At 39.1% G+C, this 19,003-nt stretch carries 21 protein-coding genes; 15 read left to right on the plus strand and 6 right to left on the minus strand.

The annotated features are described in order from the left end of the window. Positions 1–9 precede the first annotated feature (9 nt). The 4 genes from EHQ52_RS10600 to EHQ52_RS10615 all read left to right on the plus strand — a co-directional run bounded on the left by EHQ52_RS10600 (position 10) and on the right by EHQ52_RS10615 (position 3,770). Complete coding sequence (locus EHQ52_RS10600) at positions 10–912, plus strand: ABC transporter permease subunit (RefSeq protein ID WP_135615150.1); 903 nt, start codon at positions 10–12, stop codon at positions 910–912. Continuing rightward, positions 909–1,679, plus strand: a complete 771-nt coding sequence (locus EHQ52_RS10605) for an ABC transporter permease (RefSeq protein WP_135615151.1) — start codon at positions 909–911, stop codon at positions 1,677–1,679. The genes EHQ52_RS10600 and EHQ52_RS10605 overlap by 4 nt, the downstream gene beginning before the upstream one ends. Beyond that, positions 1,676–3,304, plus strand: coding sequence for a PEGA domain-containing protein (locus EHQ52_RS10610; RefSeq protein WP_135615152.1), 1,629 nt, complete (start codon positions 1,676–1,678; stop codon positions 3,302–3,304). Before EHQ52_RS10605 ends, EHQ52_RS10610 begins: the two co-directional genes overlap by 4 nt. A 94-nt stretch (positions 3,305–3,398) precedes the next feature. Next, positions 3,399–3,770, plus strand: coding sequence for a VOC family protein (locus EHQ52_RS10615; protein ID WP_135615153.1), 372 nt, complete (start codon positions 3,399–3,401; stop codon positions 3,768–3,770). Positions 3,771–3,936: 166 nt separating this feature from the next. Here the strand turns inward: EHQ52_RS10615 and EHQ52_RS10620 are convergent, their stop codons facing one another. Further along, positions 3,937–5,142 (minus strand): bifunctional folylpolyglutamate synthase/dihydrofolate synthase, encoded by a 1,206-nt coding sequence (locus tag EHQ52_RS10620; RefSeq protein ID WP_135615154.1) that lies wholly within the window; start codon positions 5,140–5,142, stop codon positions 3,937–3,939. A gap of 22 nt (positions 5,143–5,164) precedes the next feature. Beyond that, complete coding sequence (aroE, locus tag EHQ52_RS10625; protein ID WP_135615155.1) at positions 5,165–6,031, minus strand: shikimate dehydrogenase; 867 nt, start codon at positions 6,029–6,031, stop codon at positions 5,165–5,167. 67 nt (positions 6,032–6,098) lie between these two features. On the opposite strand from aroE, the gene EHQ52_RS10630 reads away from it, so the two are divergent. Beyond that, positions 6,099–6,491, plus strand: coding sequence for a hypothetical protein (locus EHQ52_RS10630; RefSeq protein WP_036090145.1), 393 nt, complete (start codon positions 6,099–6,101; stop codon positions 6,489–6,491). A gap of 127 nt (positions 6,492–6,618) precedes the next feature. Here EHQ52_RS10630 and EHQ52_RS10635 read toward each other — a convergent pair whose 3' ends face one another. Then, a complete protein-coding gene (locus EHQ52_RS10635) occupies positions 6,619–7,392 on the minus strand; it encodes a glycosyltransferase family 2 protein (RefSeq protein ID WP_167492202.1) in 774 nt (257 codons plus the stop codon). After that, on the minus strand, positions 7,389–8,081 hold the full coding sequence (locus tag EHQ52_RS10640) for an ATP-binding protein (protein WP_135615157.1): 693 nt from the start codon (positions 8,079–8,081) through the stop codon (positions 7,389–7,391). The genes EHQ52_RS10635 and EHQ52_RS10640 overlap by 4 nt, the downstream gene beginning before the upstream one ends. A gap of 26 nt (positions 8,082–8,107) precedes the next feature. Here EHQ52_RS10640 and EHQ52_RS10645 point away from each other — a divergent pair, with 26 nt between their 5' ends. From EHQ52_RS10645 to EHQ52_RS10670, 6 genes are all read left to right on the plus strand, one after another. After that, entirely contained in the window at positions 8,108–9,463 is a 1,356-nt protein-coding gene (locus EHQ52_RS10645; RefSeq protein WP_135615158.1) for an amidohydrolase family protein, read from the plus strand. Beyond that, entirely contained in the window at positions 9,460–10,611 is a 1,152-nt protein-coding gene (locus tag EHQ52_RS10650) for a S1 RNA-binding domain-containing protein (RefSeq protein ID WP_135615159.1), read from the plus strand. Before EHQ52_RS10645 ends, EHQ52_RS10650 begins: the two co-directional genes overlap by 4 nt. Next, on the plus strand, positions 10,612–11,073 hold the full coding sequence (locus EHQ52_RS10655; protein WP_135615160.1) for a tRNA (cytidine(34)-2'-O)-methyltransferase: 462 nt from the start codon (positions 10,612–10,614) through the stop codon (positions 11,071–11,073). Between the two features lie 74 nt (positions 11,074–11,147). Next, on the plus strand, positions 11,148–11,813 hold the full coding sequence (locus EHQ52_RS10660) for an ATP-binding protein (protein WP_135615161.1): 666 nt from the start codon (positions 11,148–11,150) through the stop codon (positions 11,811–11,813). Positions 11,814–11,871: 58 nt separating this feature from the next. Continuing rightward, complete coding sequence (gene uvrB / locus EHQ52_RS10665; protein ID WP_135615162.1) at positions 11,872–13,869, plus strand: excinuclease ABC subunit UvrB; 1,998 nt, start codon at positions 11,872–11,874, stop codon at positions 13,867–13,869. After that, positions 13,866–14,474, plus strand: coding sequence for a rhomboid family intramembrane serine protease (locus EHQ52_RS10670; RefSeq protein WP_135615163.1), 609 nt, complete (start codon positions 13,866–13,868; stop codon positions 14,472–14,474). Before uvrB ends, EHQ52_RS10670 begins: the two co-directional genes overlap by 4 nt. A 15-nt stretch (positions 14,475–14,489) precedes the next feature. On the opposite strand, the gene cutA is transcribed toward EHQ52_RS10670, so the two are convergent. Beyond that, positions 14,490–14,822: a divalent-cation tolerance protein CutA gene (gene cutA, locus EHQ52_RS10675; RefSeq protein WP_008593982.1), complete on the minus strand. Its 333-nt coding sequence runs from the start codon at positions 14,820–14,822 to the stop codon at positions 14,490–14,492. Between the two features lie 69 nt (positions 14,823–14,891). Beyond that, positions 14,892–15,368, minus strand: coding sequence for an LIC_10730 family protein (locus EHQ52_RS10680; RefSeq protein WP_135615164.1), 477 nt, complete (start codon positions 15,366–15,368; stop codon positions 14,892–14,894). Between the two features lie 199 nt (positions 15,369–15,567). On the opposite strand from EHQ52_RS10680, the gene EHQ52_RS10685 reads away from it, so the two are divergent. The 4 genes from EHQ52_RS10685 (at position 15,568) to EHQ52_RS10700 (ending at position 18,991) form a co-directional block, all read left to right on the plus strand. After that, a complete protein-coding gene (locus EHQ52_RS10685) occupies positions 15,568–16,839 on the plus strand; it encodes a serine hydrolase domain-containing protein (protein WP_135615165.1) in 1,272 nt (423 codons plus the stop codon). Then, positions 16,840–17,589 (plus strand): type 1 glutamine amidotransferase domain-containing protein, encoded by a 750-nt coding sequence (locus EHQ52_RS10690; protein WP_135615166.1) that lies wholly within the window; start codon positions 16,840–16,842, stop codon positions 17,587–17,589. A gap of 84 nt (positions 17,590–17,673) precedes the next feature. Further along, the gene (locus tag EHQ52_RS10695; protein WP_135615167.1) at positions 17,674–18,375 is read left to right on the plus strand and encodes an HAD-IA family hydrolase; all 702 of its coding nucleotides are present in this window, start codon (positions 17,674–17,676) and stop codon (positions 18,373–18,375) included. 76 nt (positions 18,376–18,451) lie between these two features. Beyond that, complete coding sequence (locus EHQ52_RS10700) at positions 18,452–18,991, plus strand: NADPH-dependent FMN reductase (protein ID WP_135615168.1); 540 nt, start codon at positions 18,452–18,454, stop codon at positions 18,989–18,991. Positions 18,992–19,003: the final 12 nt, after the last annotated feature.

Here is a 19,003-nt window from a genome sequence, read left to right on the forward strand (position 1 = left end):
GGTGAGAGTTTGCTAGAAGAAGCGAAACGCTTTTTGATCTTTGCGGTTTTTCTTTCCGCAATTTCGGTATTTTTCTCCCAGCTTAGATCCCTAAATAAGGAATTTTTAGAGGCGGACTCTGGGATCCAAGTCCAGGATTCAGTGGATAAGCCAGCTAACACTGATTTTGTGAAAAAATATTTTCAGTTTTGGAAAGGTTTGGTCAGTTTTGATATGGGAGAAACTGAATCAGGGGATCCGGTTCTTTCTCATATTCTTTCTAGATTTTGGCCAACTTTGCATTTGGCAGGATTTGCAGTTTTAACCGGTACATTCTTCTCTGTTTTTCTGGCATTGGTCTCTCTCCTTCCTCACTTCAGATTTCTGGGGGAAGTTTTCGGATTTATCAGCCAACTTATCTTATCTACTCCAGTGTTCGTAGTTTCCGTTTTTCTATTAGTGTTTTTTTTTCTGATACTAGGATTACTTCCTCCGGGAGGTTATGAACCCGGAAATACTGCTTATGTGATCCTGCCTGGGATTGCATTGGGGTCTAGAGTGTTTGCCAGACTTTTCATTTTTTCCCATCAATTGGCGGGGACTGAAAAAAAATCTGCTTATACAAATGTTTTGAAAGCAAGAGGATATTCAGAAAATCGAATATTATTTAGGCATATTCTTCTTAAAGTTTCACCTGTACTTCTTATTTTGATCTTATTGGATTTGAGTTCCTTACTTTCAGGCGCCATAGTTGTAGAGGAGATTTTTTTCTTTCCTGGTATTGGAAAATCCATGTATCACGCGATAAGAACCATGGATTCAGCATTACTTTCTGCACTTTTATTTTATAGCGGGATAGTGTTTTATATTCTGACCAGAGTTTCTGAAAGAGTGAGAGATAGTCTTTTGGGTTGGGAGGCAGGTGCTGCTTGAAAACTCTAAACCTAGTTCGTTACGGCACAATCTTTCTATATCTAGTTTTAGTAATATTCGGGATATTATTTAAATCGGCCCCTACTGAATTGAACTTAAAGGAATCATTTCTTCCTCCTTCTTTTGATTTTCCATTTGGTAAGGATCGATTAGGAAGAGATGTATTTTCCATGTTTGCATATGGGAGTCTGGCTACTTTCTTATTTGCATTTCCTGCTAGAGTTCTTACGCTAACGGTTGCTTCTTTGATTGGTTTGGCTTCTTATACTAGTCCATTCTTTAAGAAGAATGTATTTTCTCCTTTGTCTTCAGTATTTGTTTCTTTACCTTCTTTACTTTTAGCTCTACTTGTAGTTCAGGTTTTTGGAGCGGGGCCGGTACCTTTGTTCTTAGCAATTGTACTAGGAGATTGGGCACAAGTTTATGAAACAGTTCGGGCTAAGATAGATGAGGTAAGCACAAGTGGATATGCATTGGCTGCTTCTTGTTTTGGAGCGAGCAAGTCTTATGTTTTTAGGGCACATCTTCTTCCTCAGGCATTTCAAATATTGAGAGTGCTTTTGTTTACAGGACTTCCTGCAGTAGTAATGACTCTTGCAATATTCGGATTTTTAGGAATTTCAGCGGGCGGAGAAGTATTTGGGCCAGGCCTTGGAGAACAAATTGCGTTTTCGAAAGATTATGCACAGAATGCTCCTTGGTCTTTAGTATTTCCCACTCTTGGAATTTTAGGTTTAGTAATGACAGTAGGAGGAAAACGTTCTTGAACTTATTATTCCTTCGAAAGACGTCCGCATTTATTTTACTGATCTGTTTGTCCCCTTTGTTGGTTGGAACTCAAACATATGCAATAGATGAGTATTATCGTTTTCCTGAATATTCTTCTCCTGAAAAGATCCAATTCGAGAAGGAAAGAAAACTTTGTATTTTTCCTCTTAGGAATTTAACCGGAGATACATCTTTAGATTTCTATTCTTCAGGATATGCTTCTGTTCTATATTCTGGTTTAAAATCATTAGTTCAGATCTATGATGAATCTCTTATCCCTAAATCTATCCAACATCCTTTTGGTCCAAATCCTTCTGAAGTTAAACCAAATTTAAGAGAAGGAGAGTGGGATTATACAGGGCTCGAAAAATTAAAGAAAGGAGAACTTTCTTTAAACGTTTCGAAAGATCCTAGATATTTAATATTAAAAGTCCAACCTTACGAAGCAGAAACTGCTCCTGACGAGGGATTTCTCATTCCTATCTCCAGAAAATACGACTGTTTTTATTCAACCTACGGGGAATTTGAGAAGAAGGGAGAAGAGATCCGAATCAATATCCGAATGAGATCCTCTAAAGATGGGTCTAAAAAGGAATTCTCTCATAAAACAAGCGTTAGACGATCATACCAAGAATTGAATCCGGTCATCGAAGAGATACGCAAAACACTTTTAGGAAAACATACCAAAGCTCTTTCTGTAAAAACCGGGAACCAATACGATTCACTTGTATTTATAGATGGGAATTATATAGGTAAAACTCCTTTAAAAAGAAATGATATTCTTTCCGGTATTCATGATATCCGTATCACTAAAAACGGATATTCAGACTGGGTAGGTCAGGTTGATCTAAGAGAATCTCCTAAAGATCTGGATATTGTATTAGAAAAAGATAAAAAAGAAGGCTTTCTTTCTGTAGATTCCGACCCTCCAGGAGCTAAAGTATATTTAGGCTCTGAATATTTGGGAGTCACTCCGCTTGCAAAGATCCCGGCTAAAATTGGCTGGAATAGATTGAGATTTGTTTTAGCTGATCATGTGGACCAATTCAAAGGAGTGGAGATTAAAAAAGGAGAAGTCTCCGAGATTAAGGCGAAACTTAAAGAAGGAGAATCTGTTTCTTATTATAGAAATAAAAAGTATTTATTCTTAGATCATACTTATGACGACTTTGGGATCTATTCGCTTTATGGAAGTTTGTTATTTTACGCTGGATATTATTACTTTAATTTAAGAGCGGATCAGGCCTTGGAAAATGCAAGACCAATGGTCCAGATCACAAATTTTGTGACTCTTCAAGAATTGCAGCAGTCTTCTCCTAATTTTCAAACATTTGCTCTTTCTTATTTTTATCAGGAAAGTATCTATAATGACGCTAAGGATAAGTCCGATTATTTCAGATCTATCTCCGGAAGATTTGCAAAACACCAAGGGGTCCAAGGTGGACTCATGTTATATGGGATTGGGACAATGTTGATCCTATCAGCAACTTTTTATGCTCTTGGCTTGGATTCTGAAACCTTAGAGGTAGGAGTGGCTCCAGTTAAAACCATGCCTACATTTGTTCGAGGAATAGAAGGGCAGTATGAAACAGAATCTTACGCAAAATTTAATATGAGATTTTGATTTAATAATAAAAATATATAAAAAGAAACCGGAAACACCGGCCATGAACTTGGGAATATAATAGGCTTCCTGCATAGGGATAAGCAGGTAATCAATGGATCAAATATCTTTAAAGACGGTGGAGATTAAAGTATTTCTACCCGCAAAAAATTTCGAAATTTCTAAAAGGTTTTACCAAGAGATTGGATTCACTCAAAAATCCGAAGGTGGAGGAGTTGCTTATTTTTGTGTAGATCATTGCAGTTTTCTTCTCCAGGATTTTTATAACCAAGAGTTGGCTGAAAATTTAATGATGCATCTTTTGGTAGAAGACGTTTACGCCTGGCATAAAATTTTAAAAAGCAAAAATATAGAAGAGAAGTTCCAGGTAAAGTTAACAGACCCGGAAGAACAACCTTGGAAGATGATCGATTTTATTCTGAGCGATCCTTCCGGAGTTCTTTGGCGCATAGGCCAGAACGTTTAAAACTTAACCGAGGATTGCTTTCGAATATCTTGGAGCAAATTTTTGCCTTCCCCTTCGCCTGCACATCCTGTGCAGAGCTCCGGGTCGCTCCGCCATCCTGGCTGCGCTCTCAGGCAAATAATTTGTTCCAAGATACTATTTTGTAAAACAATCCAGAAGTTCGATTCTAAGTTTTAATATAAGAATACAATCTAAAACTTCCCAGAACTAAGATCCCATCTTCATTGCGGGAAGGTTTTAGGATTTCTGAAAGTTTTTCCGGAAAGATTGAGTAAGACCCATATCCTTCCGGAAGTTTGAATTCTTTCGAATCTATAAAATACAAATTTGACTTTTGGTTTTTTGTATAATCCAAAAGTTTTTCTGCCATGGATTCTCCTTCTTTGTCTGGCAAAAATCCAGCCAAGACAGAGAATCTTTTACCTGGGAATGCAGATGCCAAAGAGGCAAGAGTAACTCTGATTGCATCTGGATTATGGGCAGGATCAAATACAATAAATGGGGAATTGGATATAATTTCCAATCTACCTGGCGGACGAGGAAGTGGTGCTGTAACTATACTTTCTGTTTTTTCGATCCCAATTTTATTTTTGGAGATGATCTCTTCTAATCTATGTACAATAAACTTTACGTATTCTTGGTTATGATCTAGATAGGATTTTCCTTCTGGTAGGACAGGATAAAGATATAGTTCTAAATTTCTTTCGGAACAAAACTCTCTGAGTATTTTTAAAAGAGAAGGTTCCGGTTCTAATGCGAATATGATCTTAGTTCTTTCGGTTATTATTCCTAATTTTTCCTTCAAAATTGCTTCTTTAGTATTTCCCAAAACTGCCTTATGATCTTCTCCGATAGCGCTAACTACTAGAATATCTGGATCAGCTAATTTCGTGGCATCTAATCTTCCGCCTAAACCTGCTTCATATACTTGGACTGCAATATCCCTTTTTTCGAATAGAACGAATGATCCTAAGGTAAACCATTCAAACCAGGAAAGAAATGAAAGTTCTTCTGAATTACTTTGTGAAAATAGTATATTAGAGATATCTTTTAGATCTTCTTCATTTACCGGGTTAAAATTTGGACTAAGTCTGATCCTTTCTTTTGGATCGAATAGGTGGGGAGAAGTATATAAACCTGTTTTGTATCCAAGATTAGAAAAACTTCCCGCTAAAAAGTGAGAAACGGAACCTTTTCCATTTGTTCCTACTACTGAGATCCTAAGTCTTTCTTTTTTTCGATTTCTCCAACCGTACGAATCTACTAGGTTACGGAATGGATCCAGGGAATAATCCCCAAATACATTAAAATTTCGAGTTTTCTCTAAATTGGTTAATTTGGATCCGAATTCTAAAAAATCTGGGTTAGACATTTAAAATTTTCTAATATTCTTCTCAGGCGTATCCAAGCGCTTTTAGCAGTCTGGATCTTCCTTTTTCTATTAGGTCAGGACTTAAGTTTACGCCAGTGAATAATCTGAATTGTTCTACTGCTTGGTAGAGAAGCATTTCTGTTCCGGGAATGACCTTCGCTCCCTTCTTCTTAGCACCTAAAACCAAAGGAGTTTCCAATGGATTATAAACTATATCGAATACAACCTGTCCTTCTCTAAAACAAGACTCTGGGATTGCTGGTCCTGGATCTTTGCCTTTCATTCCGAGAGGAGTTGTATGAATGATCAGAGAATATTCTGAAAAATTCTTTTGAACTTCATTCAAATCTGAAGATTGTATCTTTGCAGAAGAAATATTGGAAAGTAATCCGATCAATTCTTCAGAAGTTTTAGAATTTCTTGCTGCAATAGTAAGATCTTTCACTCCAGCTTCGTTCAATAATGTGAAAGAAATTCCACGAGCGCTTCCTCCGCTTCCGATCAATAGAACTTTTCCTTTTAAACTTTCGGGAAAAGATTCTTGGATAGATCGGACTGCGCCTATTCCGTCCGTATTATGCGCGCTAATCGATCCGTTCTCGAAAACTAAAGTGTTACTTGCCTTAACTGTTTGAGAAGTCTGGTCTGTCTTATCTGCGAGAAGGAATGCAATTTCCTTATGAGGAATGGTAACTGACAAACCTCTGACTCCGAACTTGGACAAAGAAAGAAGTTCCTTTTTTTCCAAAGTTTCCACTGGAAAAACCAAATAGCCGCAGTCCAGACTCAGGTCTTCGTACCATGAGCTATGCAATAGTGGTGATAATGTATGAGATAGGGGGTGACCGACGATCCCGAAGTATTTTGAGCTGTCTCGAAAGATTTTCAATGGGTTTCGCTTCTTTTTTACTAAAATTCTCGACTTTATCCGAAAACCCGGAAAACCTGTAATGCAGATGGGAATCCTGGCCTCGCTCAACGATTTTCTCCCTTTACTCGGCACTCAACCCTTTTTAGTTTTAGCTTCTTCTTCGGGTTGGTGGACGACATTCACGGATATACTGTTTGTTCTGTCTATTAGTGGCGGTTTAGCTTGGTATTTTTATTATTATAAAAGAAAGGATCTTTTAGGTGGTTACTGGGTAGCGTTTTTAGTCGCTATTCTGGGATCTCTGATCATTCTTTCTATCTTTCAAGACCTGATCCGAGAAGTGGTGTATTGGTTAATCTCACCAAAGATCGGAATTTACCAGGTTGCAAATGTGAATTTGATCGCGGTACTTTTGGGCGGATATTCAATGCTCTATATTATGAACCGTATCAATCATAATAAAGAACGCAGAGATTGATATAAGGGCGACTCACTCGCTTTGCTCGTGATCGCGCTCTACGCTTCAATCCGCTTCGCGGGATTTTCGCTGCGATCGCTGTCGCGTACTTAAGACAAATACACCGCTATAGAGTATAACTCTGGTTTTAGTTTTCGGTCTTTTGTTTTTCCGCCAAAGTCATTTCGAATACTTTGGCGTATTTTAAGAAATTATAATAAAAGCCCATAATTGCGAGGATCAGTCCTCTTCTTCCATCCAAAAATCCTAGTCTTACAAAATACATCCAAAAGGATTTGTATCCTGCTTCTAAAAGAGCTAAGATTAAACCGCTTCGTTTTCCTTTTCCGAATTTTTCAGTGGCAGCAAGTTCCGAGTATCGATTGATAAAGCTCACATGATCGAATAAGTTTTCGTAGGAATAATGGAATACTGGATGTTTTAACTTCTTTCTTTTTCCGGACAATTCTACTGCTTCGTGGACCTTTCCACCTACAAATTTGCCTTGGGATTTTAAGAACAGCCTGGCCCTATAATTTGGATACCAGCCTCCGTGCCGGATCCATTTTCCCATGTACATGGTAAGTCTTGGGATGATGAATCCGTCTTCTTCCGGTTCTCCATTCTTGAATAAGTTTTTGATCTCTTCTTTTAGGCCTGGAGAAAGTTCTTCATCCGCGTCTAGAGTGAGTATCCAAGGACTTTTAGCTAAAGAGATTACATGGTTTTTTTGGGAAACGTAATCATCGAACTTTCGAAGAACTACTTTCGCTCCCTTCTTCTTTGCAATACTTTCGGTTTTATCTTTAGAACCGGAATCGAGTACTATGATCTCATTTACGAAATCTAGAGAAGATAGACATCTTTCGATATTATCTTCTTCGTTTAATGTGATGATACAGGCTGAGATTGGTAACATCAAGCGCGGGAAAAATCCTGGTCTCTTACGGATTTAAAATTAGACGTAAGGGGAACTTCTAATCTGGCGATGGTTACGTCTTTGCGGATGATGATCCTGAAAAAAGAAGGATCGATACCTTCTCCTTTTAGCATGATTAATATAAGTGCGAGTCCCAACCCGGCTCCTTCCGTATTGTCAGCGTTATCTAAATAGAATTGGGCAATGTCTCCGTACTGCATTCCTTTTTCTAATTTTTCACGAAGAGATTTTTCCTCTTCTATAGTAACTGGTGTATTGTTTGTGACTTCGACCCGAATTCCGTCCATGGAATAGTCGAAGGAGATCAGACAGAAATATCCCTTCTTTTTGGATTTGTTTCCGTATTCTTCCGCCATTCTTTCGGAGAATAATTGCTTATATTCGGAGACTCCTTTTTTGTACTGGATCGGATTTTCTATATCGTATCCTTTTTCCTCGAAGAAGATCCTTTTTTGATTTGCCTTGCAGGCGTTGATCGATAATTCTTTTACGATAGTGTAAATCGTTGGAACAAGGGTGGGATAAGTGACCTTATCCAAGATGAGCTCGATCGCTTGTTGGATATGTTCCTCGACCGATCTGGTGATTCGATGGGTCTTTAGAGAGAGGATTCTTCCGTCCTCCACCGTAAGCCGGATATTGTCTGATATATCCCGGATTTCCTGACCCATTAACCTTGAACTTTTCGGAACTCGATTTGTTTGTCAAGAGACTCATTCTAATAGCTTTAAAAAAGGTCCGTTCTAATTCGGTCCGAATTTTGCCAAAATTCTTCCCCTATGTTTTAGGGATCCTTCTATTTTCTTGGAACACCTACGCGGATTCCTGGTCTTGGAGCGGGGCCTATCTCATCCAACCGGAAACTTTGGAATATTCCGGTCCTGTTCAGATCCAAGTGAAGGACGGTTTGGTGGAGAAAATATCTTCTTCTTCCACGTCAAAGGAACCACTGTTCGTTTTGCCTGGATTCTGTGATTCTCATGTAACCTTGGGAGCAAATTCTCTGGGTGGCTGGAAGGAACGTTCCGAGTTGGAATCCGATCTGAAACAATTTCTGCTACATGGGTTCACTCATATCCAGAGTATCGCAGATCCTCCTTGGGCTTCTGAACTTTCTGAGATCAGAAAAAAGAATTCTCAATATCCTCGCATCTCTGTTCTTCCACCTGTTTTGCTCGCTGAATCCAAAGAAATTTCTGCATCCAAAGTTTCAGGTTATAAAATACTAAAATCACCTGAAGAAGCGATGTCGTCTCTTTCTGGTAAAAGAGGAAAGATCCATTTATTCTTAAGGCATAACGAAGGTGAAACTTTCGAAGTAGATGGAAAACTTCTTTATAGAATGAGAAGTGAAGCGGAGAAGAATGGATTAGAATTATCAGTCTCCACTTTCGGCGAAGAATTTGCAAACTGGGAAGCGTTGTCTTCCGAAACGAAGGTGTTGTATCACCCAATTCCGGAAACTTCTTCTATTCGTCCCGTTGCTCATAATTTGGTGAAACAAATTTGGGCTCCACTTTTTGGGATCTATTTTACTAGAAAAGGAATAGGAACTTCTTCCTTTGCGGAAGAATGGGAAAAATGGACCGAATGGAGTCCTACTTTTAAAGAAAGAGCGCTGTCTAAAGAAGTGTTATCTACTTTGCCTGCACTTTCCGGATCGGAAAGAGAAGAAGCAGAGAAAGAATACGAATCCTATCTTGCTTTCTTGAGGGCTCGCAAGAATCTGACCCTAAGGATCTTACTCGGTTCGGGTGCGGGTCACCAACTACAGTTCCCTGGGATTTCCGGCTGGAAGGAACTGAGAATTTTATCTGAAGTTCTGGGACCCAAAGAAGCATTGAGAGCGGCAACTGAAACCACCTGCCAATATTTGGGGGCGGCTCATGAGGGAAAGATCCGAGTAGGTAAACCGGCTCATCTTTTGATTTTTAGAGAAGACCCTCTCCAAAATTGGGATAAACTAAAAACATTAAGAACGGTTGTGACGGAGAGAGTGAAAACCGAGATCTCTTCTCCTGAAAAAAAGAAAACAGAGAGGCGGAGACGATGAACGAAGATCAAAAAGAACTGTTTCAAAAATTACTGGACGAAAGTTTCAGAAAAAAAGCGGCCTTAGAGCCTGGAGCAAAAGTTTCTGCGTTAGTCACTAGTTCTAAATCGGATTACGTTTTCATAAAGATCCAAGGAGCAGGTCTCTCAGGGATTATCGCCGCAGACGAATTTACAGAAGCTCCTCCTAAACAGGGAGAAACTATCGAGGCATATTTTTTACAGGAATCTTCCGGAGACCAATACTTCACCACTTGTTTGAATGGGGACACAATCTCCAAAGATATGGTATCTGTAGCTCATACCGCCGAGATCCCAGTTTTAGGTCATATCACAGGTGAGAATGATGCTGGCGTAGAAGTCAAGTTAGGCGAACAAACAGGGTTCTGTCCGTTTTCTCAATTAGATCCTGAGCTGAAAAAACAAAACAATGGAGTAGGCAAAAGGGTCCGTTTCCTCATTTCAGAAGTGGGGAGCAAAGGAAAGATAATCGTTTCCCAAAAGAAAATCGCAGATAAAGAAAGAGAGGCCAAAATTTCAGTTCTGAAAGGAGAATTGAAACCTGGAATGTTCGTCACCTGTAAGGTCAAATCTGTTCATACTTTCGGATTGATCGTCGAAGCAGACGGACTTACCGCACTTGTACCTGCTTCCGAGGCAACTTTCAAAAAGGGAGCGGATCTTGCTAAAGATTTCCATCCTGGACAAGTTCTAAGAGCAAAAGTTCTAAAATTAGATTGGGAAGAAGGAAAACACAGCTTTACTGTTAAAGATTTTCTTAAAGATCCTTGGGCCCAAAATGTTCCATTCAAAGAAGGTGATTTGGTCACAGGAACTGTAGAAAGTGTAAAACCTTTTGGAGTATTCGTAAAATTGAATGAACAATTTTCCGGATTGGTTCCTAACAGAGAAACTGGATTACAAAATCGTACACCTGCCGCGCAACATTTCAAAATGGGAGATTCAGTTTCTGCGTTTGTAACAGAAGTGAATATAGGCAAAAGACAGATCTCACTTTCTCTTGCGAAAGCAAAAGAAGTTCAGGAAAGATTGGATTATAGCGGATATCTTTCTGAAGAAACTTCTTCTACTGGATCTTTCGGTGCGATCCTTGCAAAATCCTTAAATAAGGGACAGAAAAAAGGATAAATGGCTCTCCGGATCGCATTGTATCGACCGGAGATACCTCCCAATACTGGGAATATCGCCCGACTATGCGTCGCCTTAGGAGCAGAGTTGCATATCGTAGGAGAACCTGCCTTCGAGTTGTCTGAAAAAGCAGCAAGAAGAGCAGGATTAGATTATTGGGATAAACTAAAATTGACTCTCCATTCTAGTTGGGAGGCTTTCTCAAAATCTTTAGACTCTGATTCCAAATTATATTTAATATCCACTAAGGGTAAAGTTTCTTATACAACTCCTCAGTACGGGGAGAATGACGTATTTTTGTTCGGAAATGAAACATCAGGATTGCCTCAGGAAATTTTTCAATCTGAGATCCCAAATGGAATTCTTAGAATTCCAATGGAAGAAGATTGCAGATGTTTAAATTTGAGTAACGCAGTCGCGGTAATCGCATACGAGGCATTGCGCCAAATTCGTCGTTGGTGACTTAGGAAACTGTCTTCCGAAAAAAATCGGATTTACATCCCTCGAAAAAACCAGTCCTATGGAAAAATATGGGAATGTCCTTTTCCCTAGGAGAGATAGAAGCCCGCATTAGGGAACTCCTAGCAAACGGTTTAACAGGTAATTCCCAGGATTTCCATGCGTGGATCCGTATGGACACTCTTCGAAAATTCAGAGAAGAGCCTTCCTTCTCACCTGATTGGGTCCCTACTACTTTAGATGCTCTTGTTACCTCTGGAGAAGCAGCAAAAAGTAAATTAGATCCTAGAGAATATACTCTTTCCGCAGAATCAACACTACGTAAAAAAACTTTAAAGAATGAAGAGTACCTTCTTCTTGGCCGCACAGAATTCCAACCAATGCAATATGTAAGAAGCAGAATGGAATCTTTCCTAAGAGCGAACGGAATCGACGAGGACCTAATTGTGGACCTCACAATAGGTTCCATTGAAGCGGTCGAGAACGCAGTCAAATACGGTGATGGTGGAAATGTAGAAGTTGCCTATACAATCGAAAAAAGTGGAATTTTTAAGATCCGACTGGTGAACAACCTGAGAGAATTGAATATCGAAGAAGATATAGAAAGAGGAAAATTTTCTTCCACAGCCACTCTGATGAGAGGTATGATGGTAATGCAAAAATTATTCGATAAAATGGATCTGGAAATCTTAGAGGATAAAAGACAGGCCTTATTTATGGCCGAAAAAATCCTTCCGAAGTAAATTCCGCAGTTTTTAAGTTTTACACTTCTTCGATTTTCGGGTCTTTCTTTCCAAGAGTATGTCTTCGATATTTAAAATTCATTCCAATTACAAAGCGGCCGGGGACCAAGTCCAAGCCATAGAAAAAATAGGCCAAGCATTTCATAAGGGAGAAGATAAAGTCACCCTAGTGGGTGTGACTGGCTCCGGAAAAACATTCACCATGGCACAGGTGATCGCAAATATGGGACTTCCTACATTAGTCCTATCACATAACAAAACCTTGGCGGCTCAGTTGTTCCGAGAGTTTAAGGAGTTTTTCCCGGAAAATGCTGTGGAATACTTCGTTTCTTATTATGATTACTACCAACCCGAGGCTTACGTACCTTCTTCTGATACTTTTATAGAAAAAGATATGTCGATGAACGAGGAGATAGATAAGCTCAGATTGAGAGCAACTTCTTCTTTGTTAGAAAGAGATGATGTTGTGATCGTAAGTTCTGTTTCTTGTATTTATGGTTTAGGATCTCCAGAAGAATATGTGAACTCTGTAGTCGCCTTACAAAAAGGGGATATCATAGATAGAGATCAGGTCATTCGCAAACTTCTTCATATACAATACAATCGTAATGATACAGACTTCTCCCGCGGGAATTTTAGAGTTAGGGGAGATTCTATCGAAGTTTATCCTGCGTATCATACCGACGGATTCCGGATCGAATTTTTCGGCGACGAGGTGGATTCAATTTCAAGAATTCATCCGGTTACTGCTCAGGTAATCGCTAAACAGGAAAAATGTTTTATCTATCCTGCAAAACACTTCATCATGTCTGCTCCTTTGGTAAAGGACGCAGTTAAAAGAATTAAAGATGAGATGGCTGAACAAGAGATCAAGTTCACAAAAGAGAATAAATTTTTAGAAGCGCAACGTATCGTTTCCAGAACAAATTACGATATGGAAATGCTGCAAGAGATGGGATACTGTAACGGGATCGAAAATTATTCCCGCCATCTTACAGGAAGAAAGGAAGGAGAAAGACCTGCCTGTCTCATCGATTATTTCCGCGGAGATTTTTTACTTATAGTGGATGAGTCTCACGTAACAATTCCTCAGGTTGGAGGAATGTTTGCAGGCGATAAAGCTCGTAAACAAACTCTGGTAGATTTTGGATTCAGATTACCTTCTGCCCTAGATAATAGACCTTTAAACTTTACAGAATTTGAATCTTTAACTCCTAAAACTCTCTATGTATCTGCAACACCAGCGGATTATGAATTAGAGAAGAGTAAAACAAGAGTAGAACAGATCATCCGTCCTACAGGACTTTTAGATCCGAATGTAGAAGTTCGACCTACTAAAAACCAGGTAGAAGATCTTTTAGTAGAGATACGGAAAAGAATCGATCTGGGAGAAAGGGTTCTTGTCACCACATTGACCAAAAAAATGTCGGAAGACCTCTCCGATTATTATAAAGAATTAGGACTTAAAGTTTCTTATCTGCATTCAGAGATAGAGACCTTAGAAAGGATAGAGATTATCCGAGATCTTAGAAAGGGGATTTATGATGTCCTAATAGGGATTAACCTTTTGCGAGAAGGTTTGGATATCCCAGAGGTTTCCCTTGTTGCCATTTTAGATGCCGATAAAGAAGGTTTTTTAAGAAATTATAAATCTTTAATACAGACAATCGGTAGAGCCGCGAGGAATATCAACGGAACTGCGGTATTATACGCGGATAAGATGACAGATTCTATGACCAGAGCCATAGAAGAGACCAAAAGAAGAAGAACGATCCAAGAAGAACATAACCTGAAATACAGGATCTCTCCTCAAACGATCAAAAAGGAAATTGCCGATATGATCGAAAGGACCGAAAAAGAACTGGCTCCTGAAGAATACGCGGCAGAAGAGATCAATAAGAAGTTCAGAGAGAAAAACTTCTCTTCTAAAGAAGAAATGAAAGAGAAGATCAGAGAAGAAATGTTAAAAGCAGCAAAGGAACTCGATTTCGAAAGAGCGGCCTTACTCAGAGACAAAATGCTTACTATCAAAGTCAATCCTACAGAGGGAAAATGAGATTAGACATCACAATTATTACCATACTCATCACAGCGGCCATAAGCCTTTATACATTATATGGAGATCAGAATCTTTTAGATAAACTGATCCTCAGGCCATTTAGAGACTCTAAAGAAGGGAACTATTATACATTAGCTACGAGTGGATTCGTTCACGCGGATTTTTCTCATTTATTCTTTAATATGCTGACCCTTTACTTTTTTGGAAGGCATGTGGATCTGGTGCTTGGACCTGTGGGATTTATGGGTCTGTACTTAGCAAGTATACTGATTGCAAATTTGGTATGTTTTCAGAAAAATAAAGGGGATGTAAATTATGCAAGTCTAGGTGCTTCAGGTGGAACTTCTGGGATCGTATTTGCTTCTATCCTATTCTATCCGTATTCTAAAATTTTCTTTTTCTTTATACCGATCCCAATACCAGGACCACTCTATGCAGTCTTGTATGTAGCCTATTCTTATTATGCTTCTAAGAATAGACAAGATGGGATCAATCACGATGCACATCTTTATGGAGCATTAACTGGACTTGCGGTTGCAATCTTAGTACAACCGAGTTCCTTGACTTCTTTCGTGCAATACGTGTTTGGCGGATTGATATAATAAAATACGAAAGGATTAACCTCCTTTCGCGATTTTGTCCTTTATAAAAGCCTTAAATTTATCCGAACCAAAACTAACATCCATTTTGATAATCTCTGGAGCGAGATAAGGATGTTTTTTCATAATATATTCTTCAATCGCTGCATACTTGTCTGCTTTTGCTTTTAGAAGGATTTTGTTTTCAGAATCGATTGTGAGCTTTCCTTCCCATTGGTACAAAAGAGCTACTTCCGGAAAAATGGTGCCGCTTACTATGATACCAAGCTGGAGCATTTCTGCGATATACTCTTCCGCTAGATCGCGATCTGCCAGAGTAGTGAAGACTAAAATTTCTTGAGATGAAGACATGGTTCCTCCGAGAAAAAGGAGGATAAGAAGTATTCATTCTTTGTCCAGTCTTTCTTTGTAAAGAACGGATCAGTATCTAGGAGCATTCGGATCGGAATAATTTCCTTTGCCCGAATTTGGCATAGAGCCTCTGGATGAAGAAGGAGTGTAATCATCACAAAGATTACTGCATCTTCCGATACAATCTTCTCTCTTGCGATCCACAGTTACTGCGGTAAAAACAGTCTCTACCTTAGGGATTGGATATTGGGCCCAACATTGGCTCTTACAGTTTCCGTATTTAGCAGCGCAGTTCCGAGCAGTGTTTTGATCGGAACCTGCGGAAATCATCATATCAAAAAGTTCCTGTTCTTCTCTGGTTTTGAACTCGCCTTTTTTACCTTTTTTGGATAATTCCTGTTTGCTTAGGTTGGCATTTTCAGCTTCTGGAAAATCGTCTACGGAACCTTTTCCTTTTATTTTGCCGGATTCGTTGGAACTCCAATCCACTGCGAAGAAGCAGTTTAGAATAAAGAAGAATAGTAATATTCCGAATTTAATTTTCATCAGATTTCTAAAAACTAAACCTTTGGGATTAGGATTTGCTAAATATTTTCGTCGTTTAACAAATAAATACATAATTTTTGCGCTCTTTTACTTAGAAATCGACTGGAAAAAAATTTCCAAACCAGGTCTCAATAGTATTGAATGTAGGATAACCTACAATAGAGTCTGTCTAAGCAGTACTTAAGACCTAAGAAATTGAATGGGGGGTCTTTTAGTGAGTAGTTTTTTTACAAGTATATCAGTAAAACGTTTCTTTCTCTTCTCTTTAGTTATCCTTTTTATTTCTAATTGTAGTGCACTAGACTGGGGCTGGGTCAAACTCCCTTCTGGACTCGCCTGGGACCAAAACGAAACCTTAGATAGAAACCCTGTAGAAGGTTTTCGGGTAGAATTTCCGGAAGAATTGGGACTGGATTCCAGGCCCTTGGTGGAACTTTCCAAAAAACTCAGAAAAGAAAAAACCGAGGTCCGTTCTCTTCTCATCTTAAAGGAAGGGAATCTGGTATTTGAAAGATATGCCGGAGGGATCTCCAGAAATCATAATCATAATATGTATTCTGTGACCAAATCTGTGGTCTCCATGTTACTCGGGATTTGTTATACAAATGATTGTGGAGTAGATTTAGAAGATAGTCTTTCCTCTGCTGAGTCCAGTTTGCCTGGCCTTCTTCCTTCTGAATTAAAAGGAAAAGAATCTATCCGGCTCAAAGACGCATTACGCATGAGTTCCGGAATGGGCTGGGATTCATTTCCTAAAAAGGAAGATATTAGAACGGACGCAGATCCGCTTGCGATTGCTTGGATCCCTACTGTATCTTCCGCACCTGGAACTAAATTCGAATATTCTAATGGAGATACTCAATTAGTCGCGGGTTATCTGGAAGCCAAGACAGGTAAGACATTATATGAATATTCCAAAAACACTGCATTCTCTTGGTTAGGTTTTAAGGGAGAAGAATGGAATACATCCAAATCAGGAAGACAGACCGCGGGATTTGGACTTCGTTTGAGACCGATCGATATGGCGAAACTCGGACAGCTTTATCTGGACGGTGGAAAATGGAATGGTCGTCAGGTATTAAAGCCTGAATGGATCGCTATGACCTTAGAGCCAGGCATTGAAAAAAGATACGGGCTGCAATTCTGGATCCATGAATTTGAAGGTAAACCTAGCTTCATGGCAAACGGAAAAGGTGGCCAATTCATCTATGTGATCCCTCATCGTAAAATTGTTTTAGTAATGACAAGCGCTATCTGGGATAAAGCACCTGATTTAGTTTTAACTTCTGTATTGGATGCGATCAAGGCATCTTTAATATCTACAGATAAAATCCCTTCTCCCGATAGGGAAGAATTACTGCTTCGAGAATTAAAAATATCTGCCAGAACTTCTTTAGACCCTAAGCTTAAAGAAGGGGCAGACGAAACAAGGATTGCAGCGGAACCAGGGATGAAACAAAATCATCCATAAATGAAGACAGTTCTAATCCCAATCCCTCAAATCGATTTCGATCCCACAGAAGTATCCGTACCTTGGAAGGTTTTAAAAGAGAACGGATATAAGATCATATTTGCAACTCCAAGCGGCACCTCAGGCGAAGCTGATTTTAGAATGGTAACCGGAAAAGGTTTAGGAATTCTTTCTCCAGTTTTAAGAGCGAAGAATGATGATGTTCTTCTTTATAGAGAATTAGAAAAATCGAATGAGTTTTTAAATCCTAAAAAGTATGAGTCTGTAAAATTAGATTCTTTTGATGTGCTACTTCTTCCTGGAGGACATGCAAAAGGAATGAGAGTTTATCTGGAATCCGAACCGTTGCAGAAATTGGTAGGAAATACATTCGCAGAGAGAAAACCTGTAGCTGCGATTTGTCATGGAGTACTTCTTGCTGCAAGATCCAAAAATCCTAAAACAAAAAAGTCCAGCTTATACGGACTGAAAACCACAGGGCTTTTGAAATCCCAGGAACTTTTGGCATGGAATTTAACCAGGGCTTGGCTTGGAGATTATTATAGAACTTATCCTACACCATTGCAGGACGAAGTAATTTCATTTCTGGAATCCAGCACTGATTTCCAAGAAGGGCCAATGCCTATAGCGAGAGATAGTTTTTCTAATATTAAACCGGGGTTCAGTATTATAGATAAGTCTTATCTTTCTGCAAGATGGCCTGGAGACGCGCATAAGTTTGCCCGTGAACTTCCTGAATTCTTCGGATAGTTCTGGTTTTTGATTTTCCTTTAGCATACCGTATGCATATTGACTATAGAGGGTATGGATCATCTGCTCTCTATTAAGAACAAAATGAGCTCCAAAGAACATTATATTTTTCTGGATGTGGGAGACACTCTCCTAACAATGAAAAAGCCAGCAGGCGAAGTGTATTTTGAAGTTCTAAAAGAATTCGGCCTGGATGGTTCTAAACATCCAAACGGTTATATGGAGCGAGCCTTTCGTAAGGCATATGCACACATGACGCGTCATCCACTTCCTGACTTTAGAGATAAGTTTCACGCACATGAAGATGGAAGCGAAGGCTGGTGGAGAGAATTACTTGGCTTCTTCTTAAAAGAAATTGGATCAGATCTGGAACCAGATCCTATCTTCCAATCTATATTCAAACGTTTTGATGAACCTTCCGTCTGGGAAATTGATCCTGGTTTTTATGAGTTAGTTGAATTTGCAAAACAAAGAGGTTCTGGTCTAGGGATCATTTCTAATTGGGATCATAGACTCAAACAATTATTAGCGAGTGTAGGTGTTCTTGATCATTTTTATCCTGTAATTGTCTCTGCAGAATTTGGATATGAAAAACCTTCTCCTTTGATCTTTCAAGAAGCGGAGAAGATTGTGGGACTTTCTCCTGACAAATTGGTTTATTGTGGAGATAAGGTGGAGTTGGATATTGTTCCTACAAGATCAAGAGGATGGAGTGCATTTCATAAACATGCAGAAGGAGATATCCGAGATTTGGGCGAGCTGACCGCTATACTAAAAAAAGGGTAGTTTATTCCCTTTCGAATTCTTTTCTTCTTCCAAACAAGTCTAACCGAATACAAAAAAGAATCGAGTTAGAACAAAAATGAAAGTACTCGCCGTCTCCGGAAGTTTAAGAAAAGGTTCTTCCAACACAGCCTTATTACTCGCAGCCCAAAGGATCTCAAATGATTCTTTGCAAATTACTCTCGCAGATCCATTAGATCGGATCCCACATTTTAATCCAGACTTAGATACAGACACTCCTCCTAAAGAAATTACGAAATGGAGAAGGGAACTGAAAGAAGCAGATGCAATTCTTTTCTCTAGTCCAGAGTATGCGTTTGCGATCCCAGGTGTTTTAAAGAATGCTTTGGATTGGATAGTGTCAAGTGCCGAACTTTATGGAAAGCCTGTTGGACTCATCAATGCATCTCCTGGTTATGGAGGAGCCTCAAAAGCACAAGAAGCACTTATTCAATTATTGAATGTTCTTACAGTTAAGATTAACGATGGTTGTGTCTTAAGTATTTCCGGCGTAAACAAAAAGATAGATTCTGAAGGATACATAACGGATGCTCAGACAGAAGAAGAACTTCGAAATTGTTTGCAGAATATAGAAAATTTAATCAGGGAATCAGGTTAAAATACTTTTCTT

The organism is Leptospira koniambonensis (genome assembly GCF_004769555.1).
Taxonomy (GTDB): domain Bacteria; phylum Spirochaetota; class Leptospiria; order Leptospirales; family Leptospiraceae; genus Leptospira_B; species Leptospira_B koniambonensis.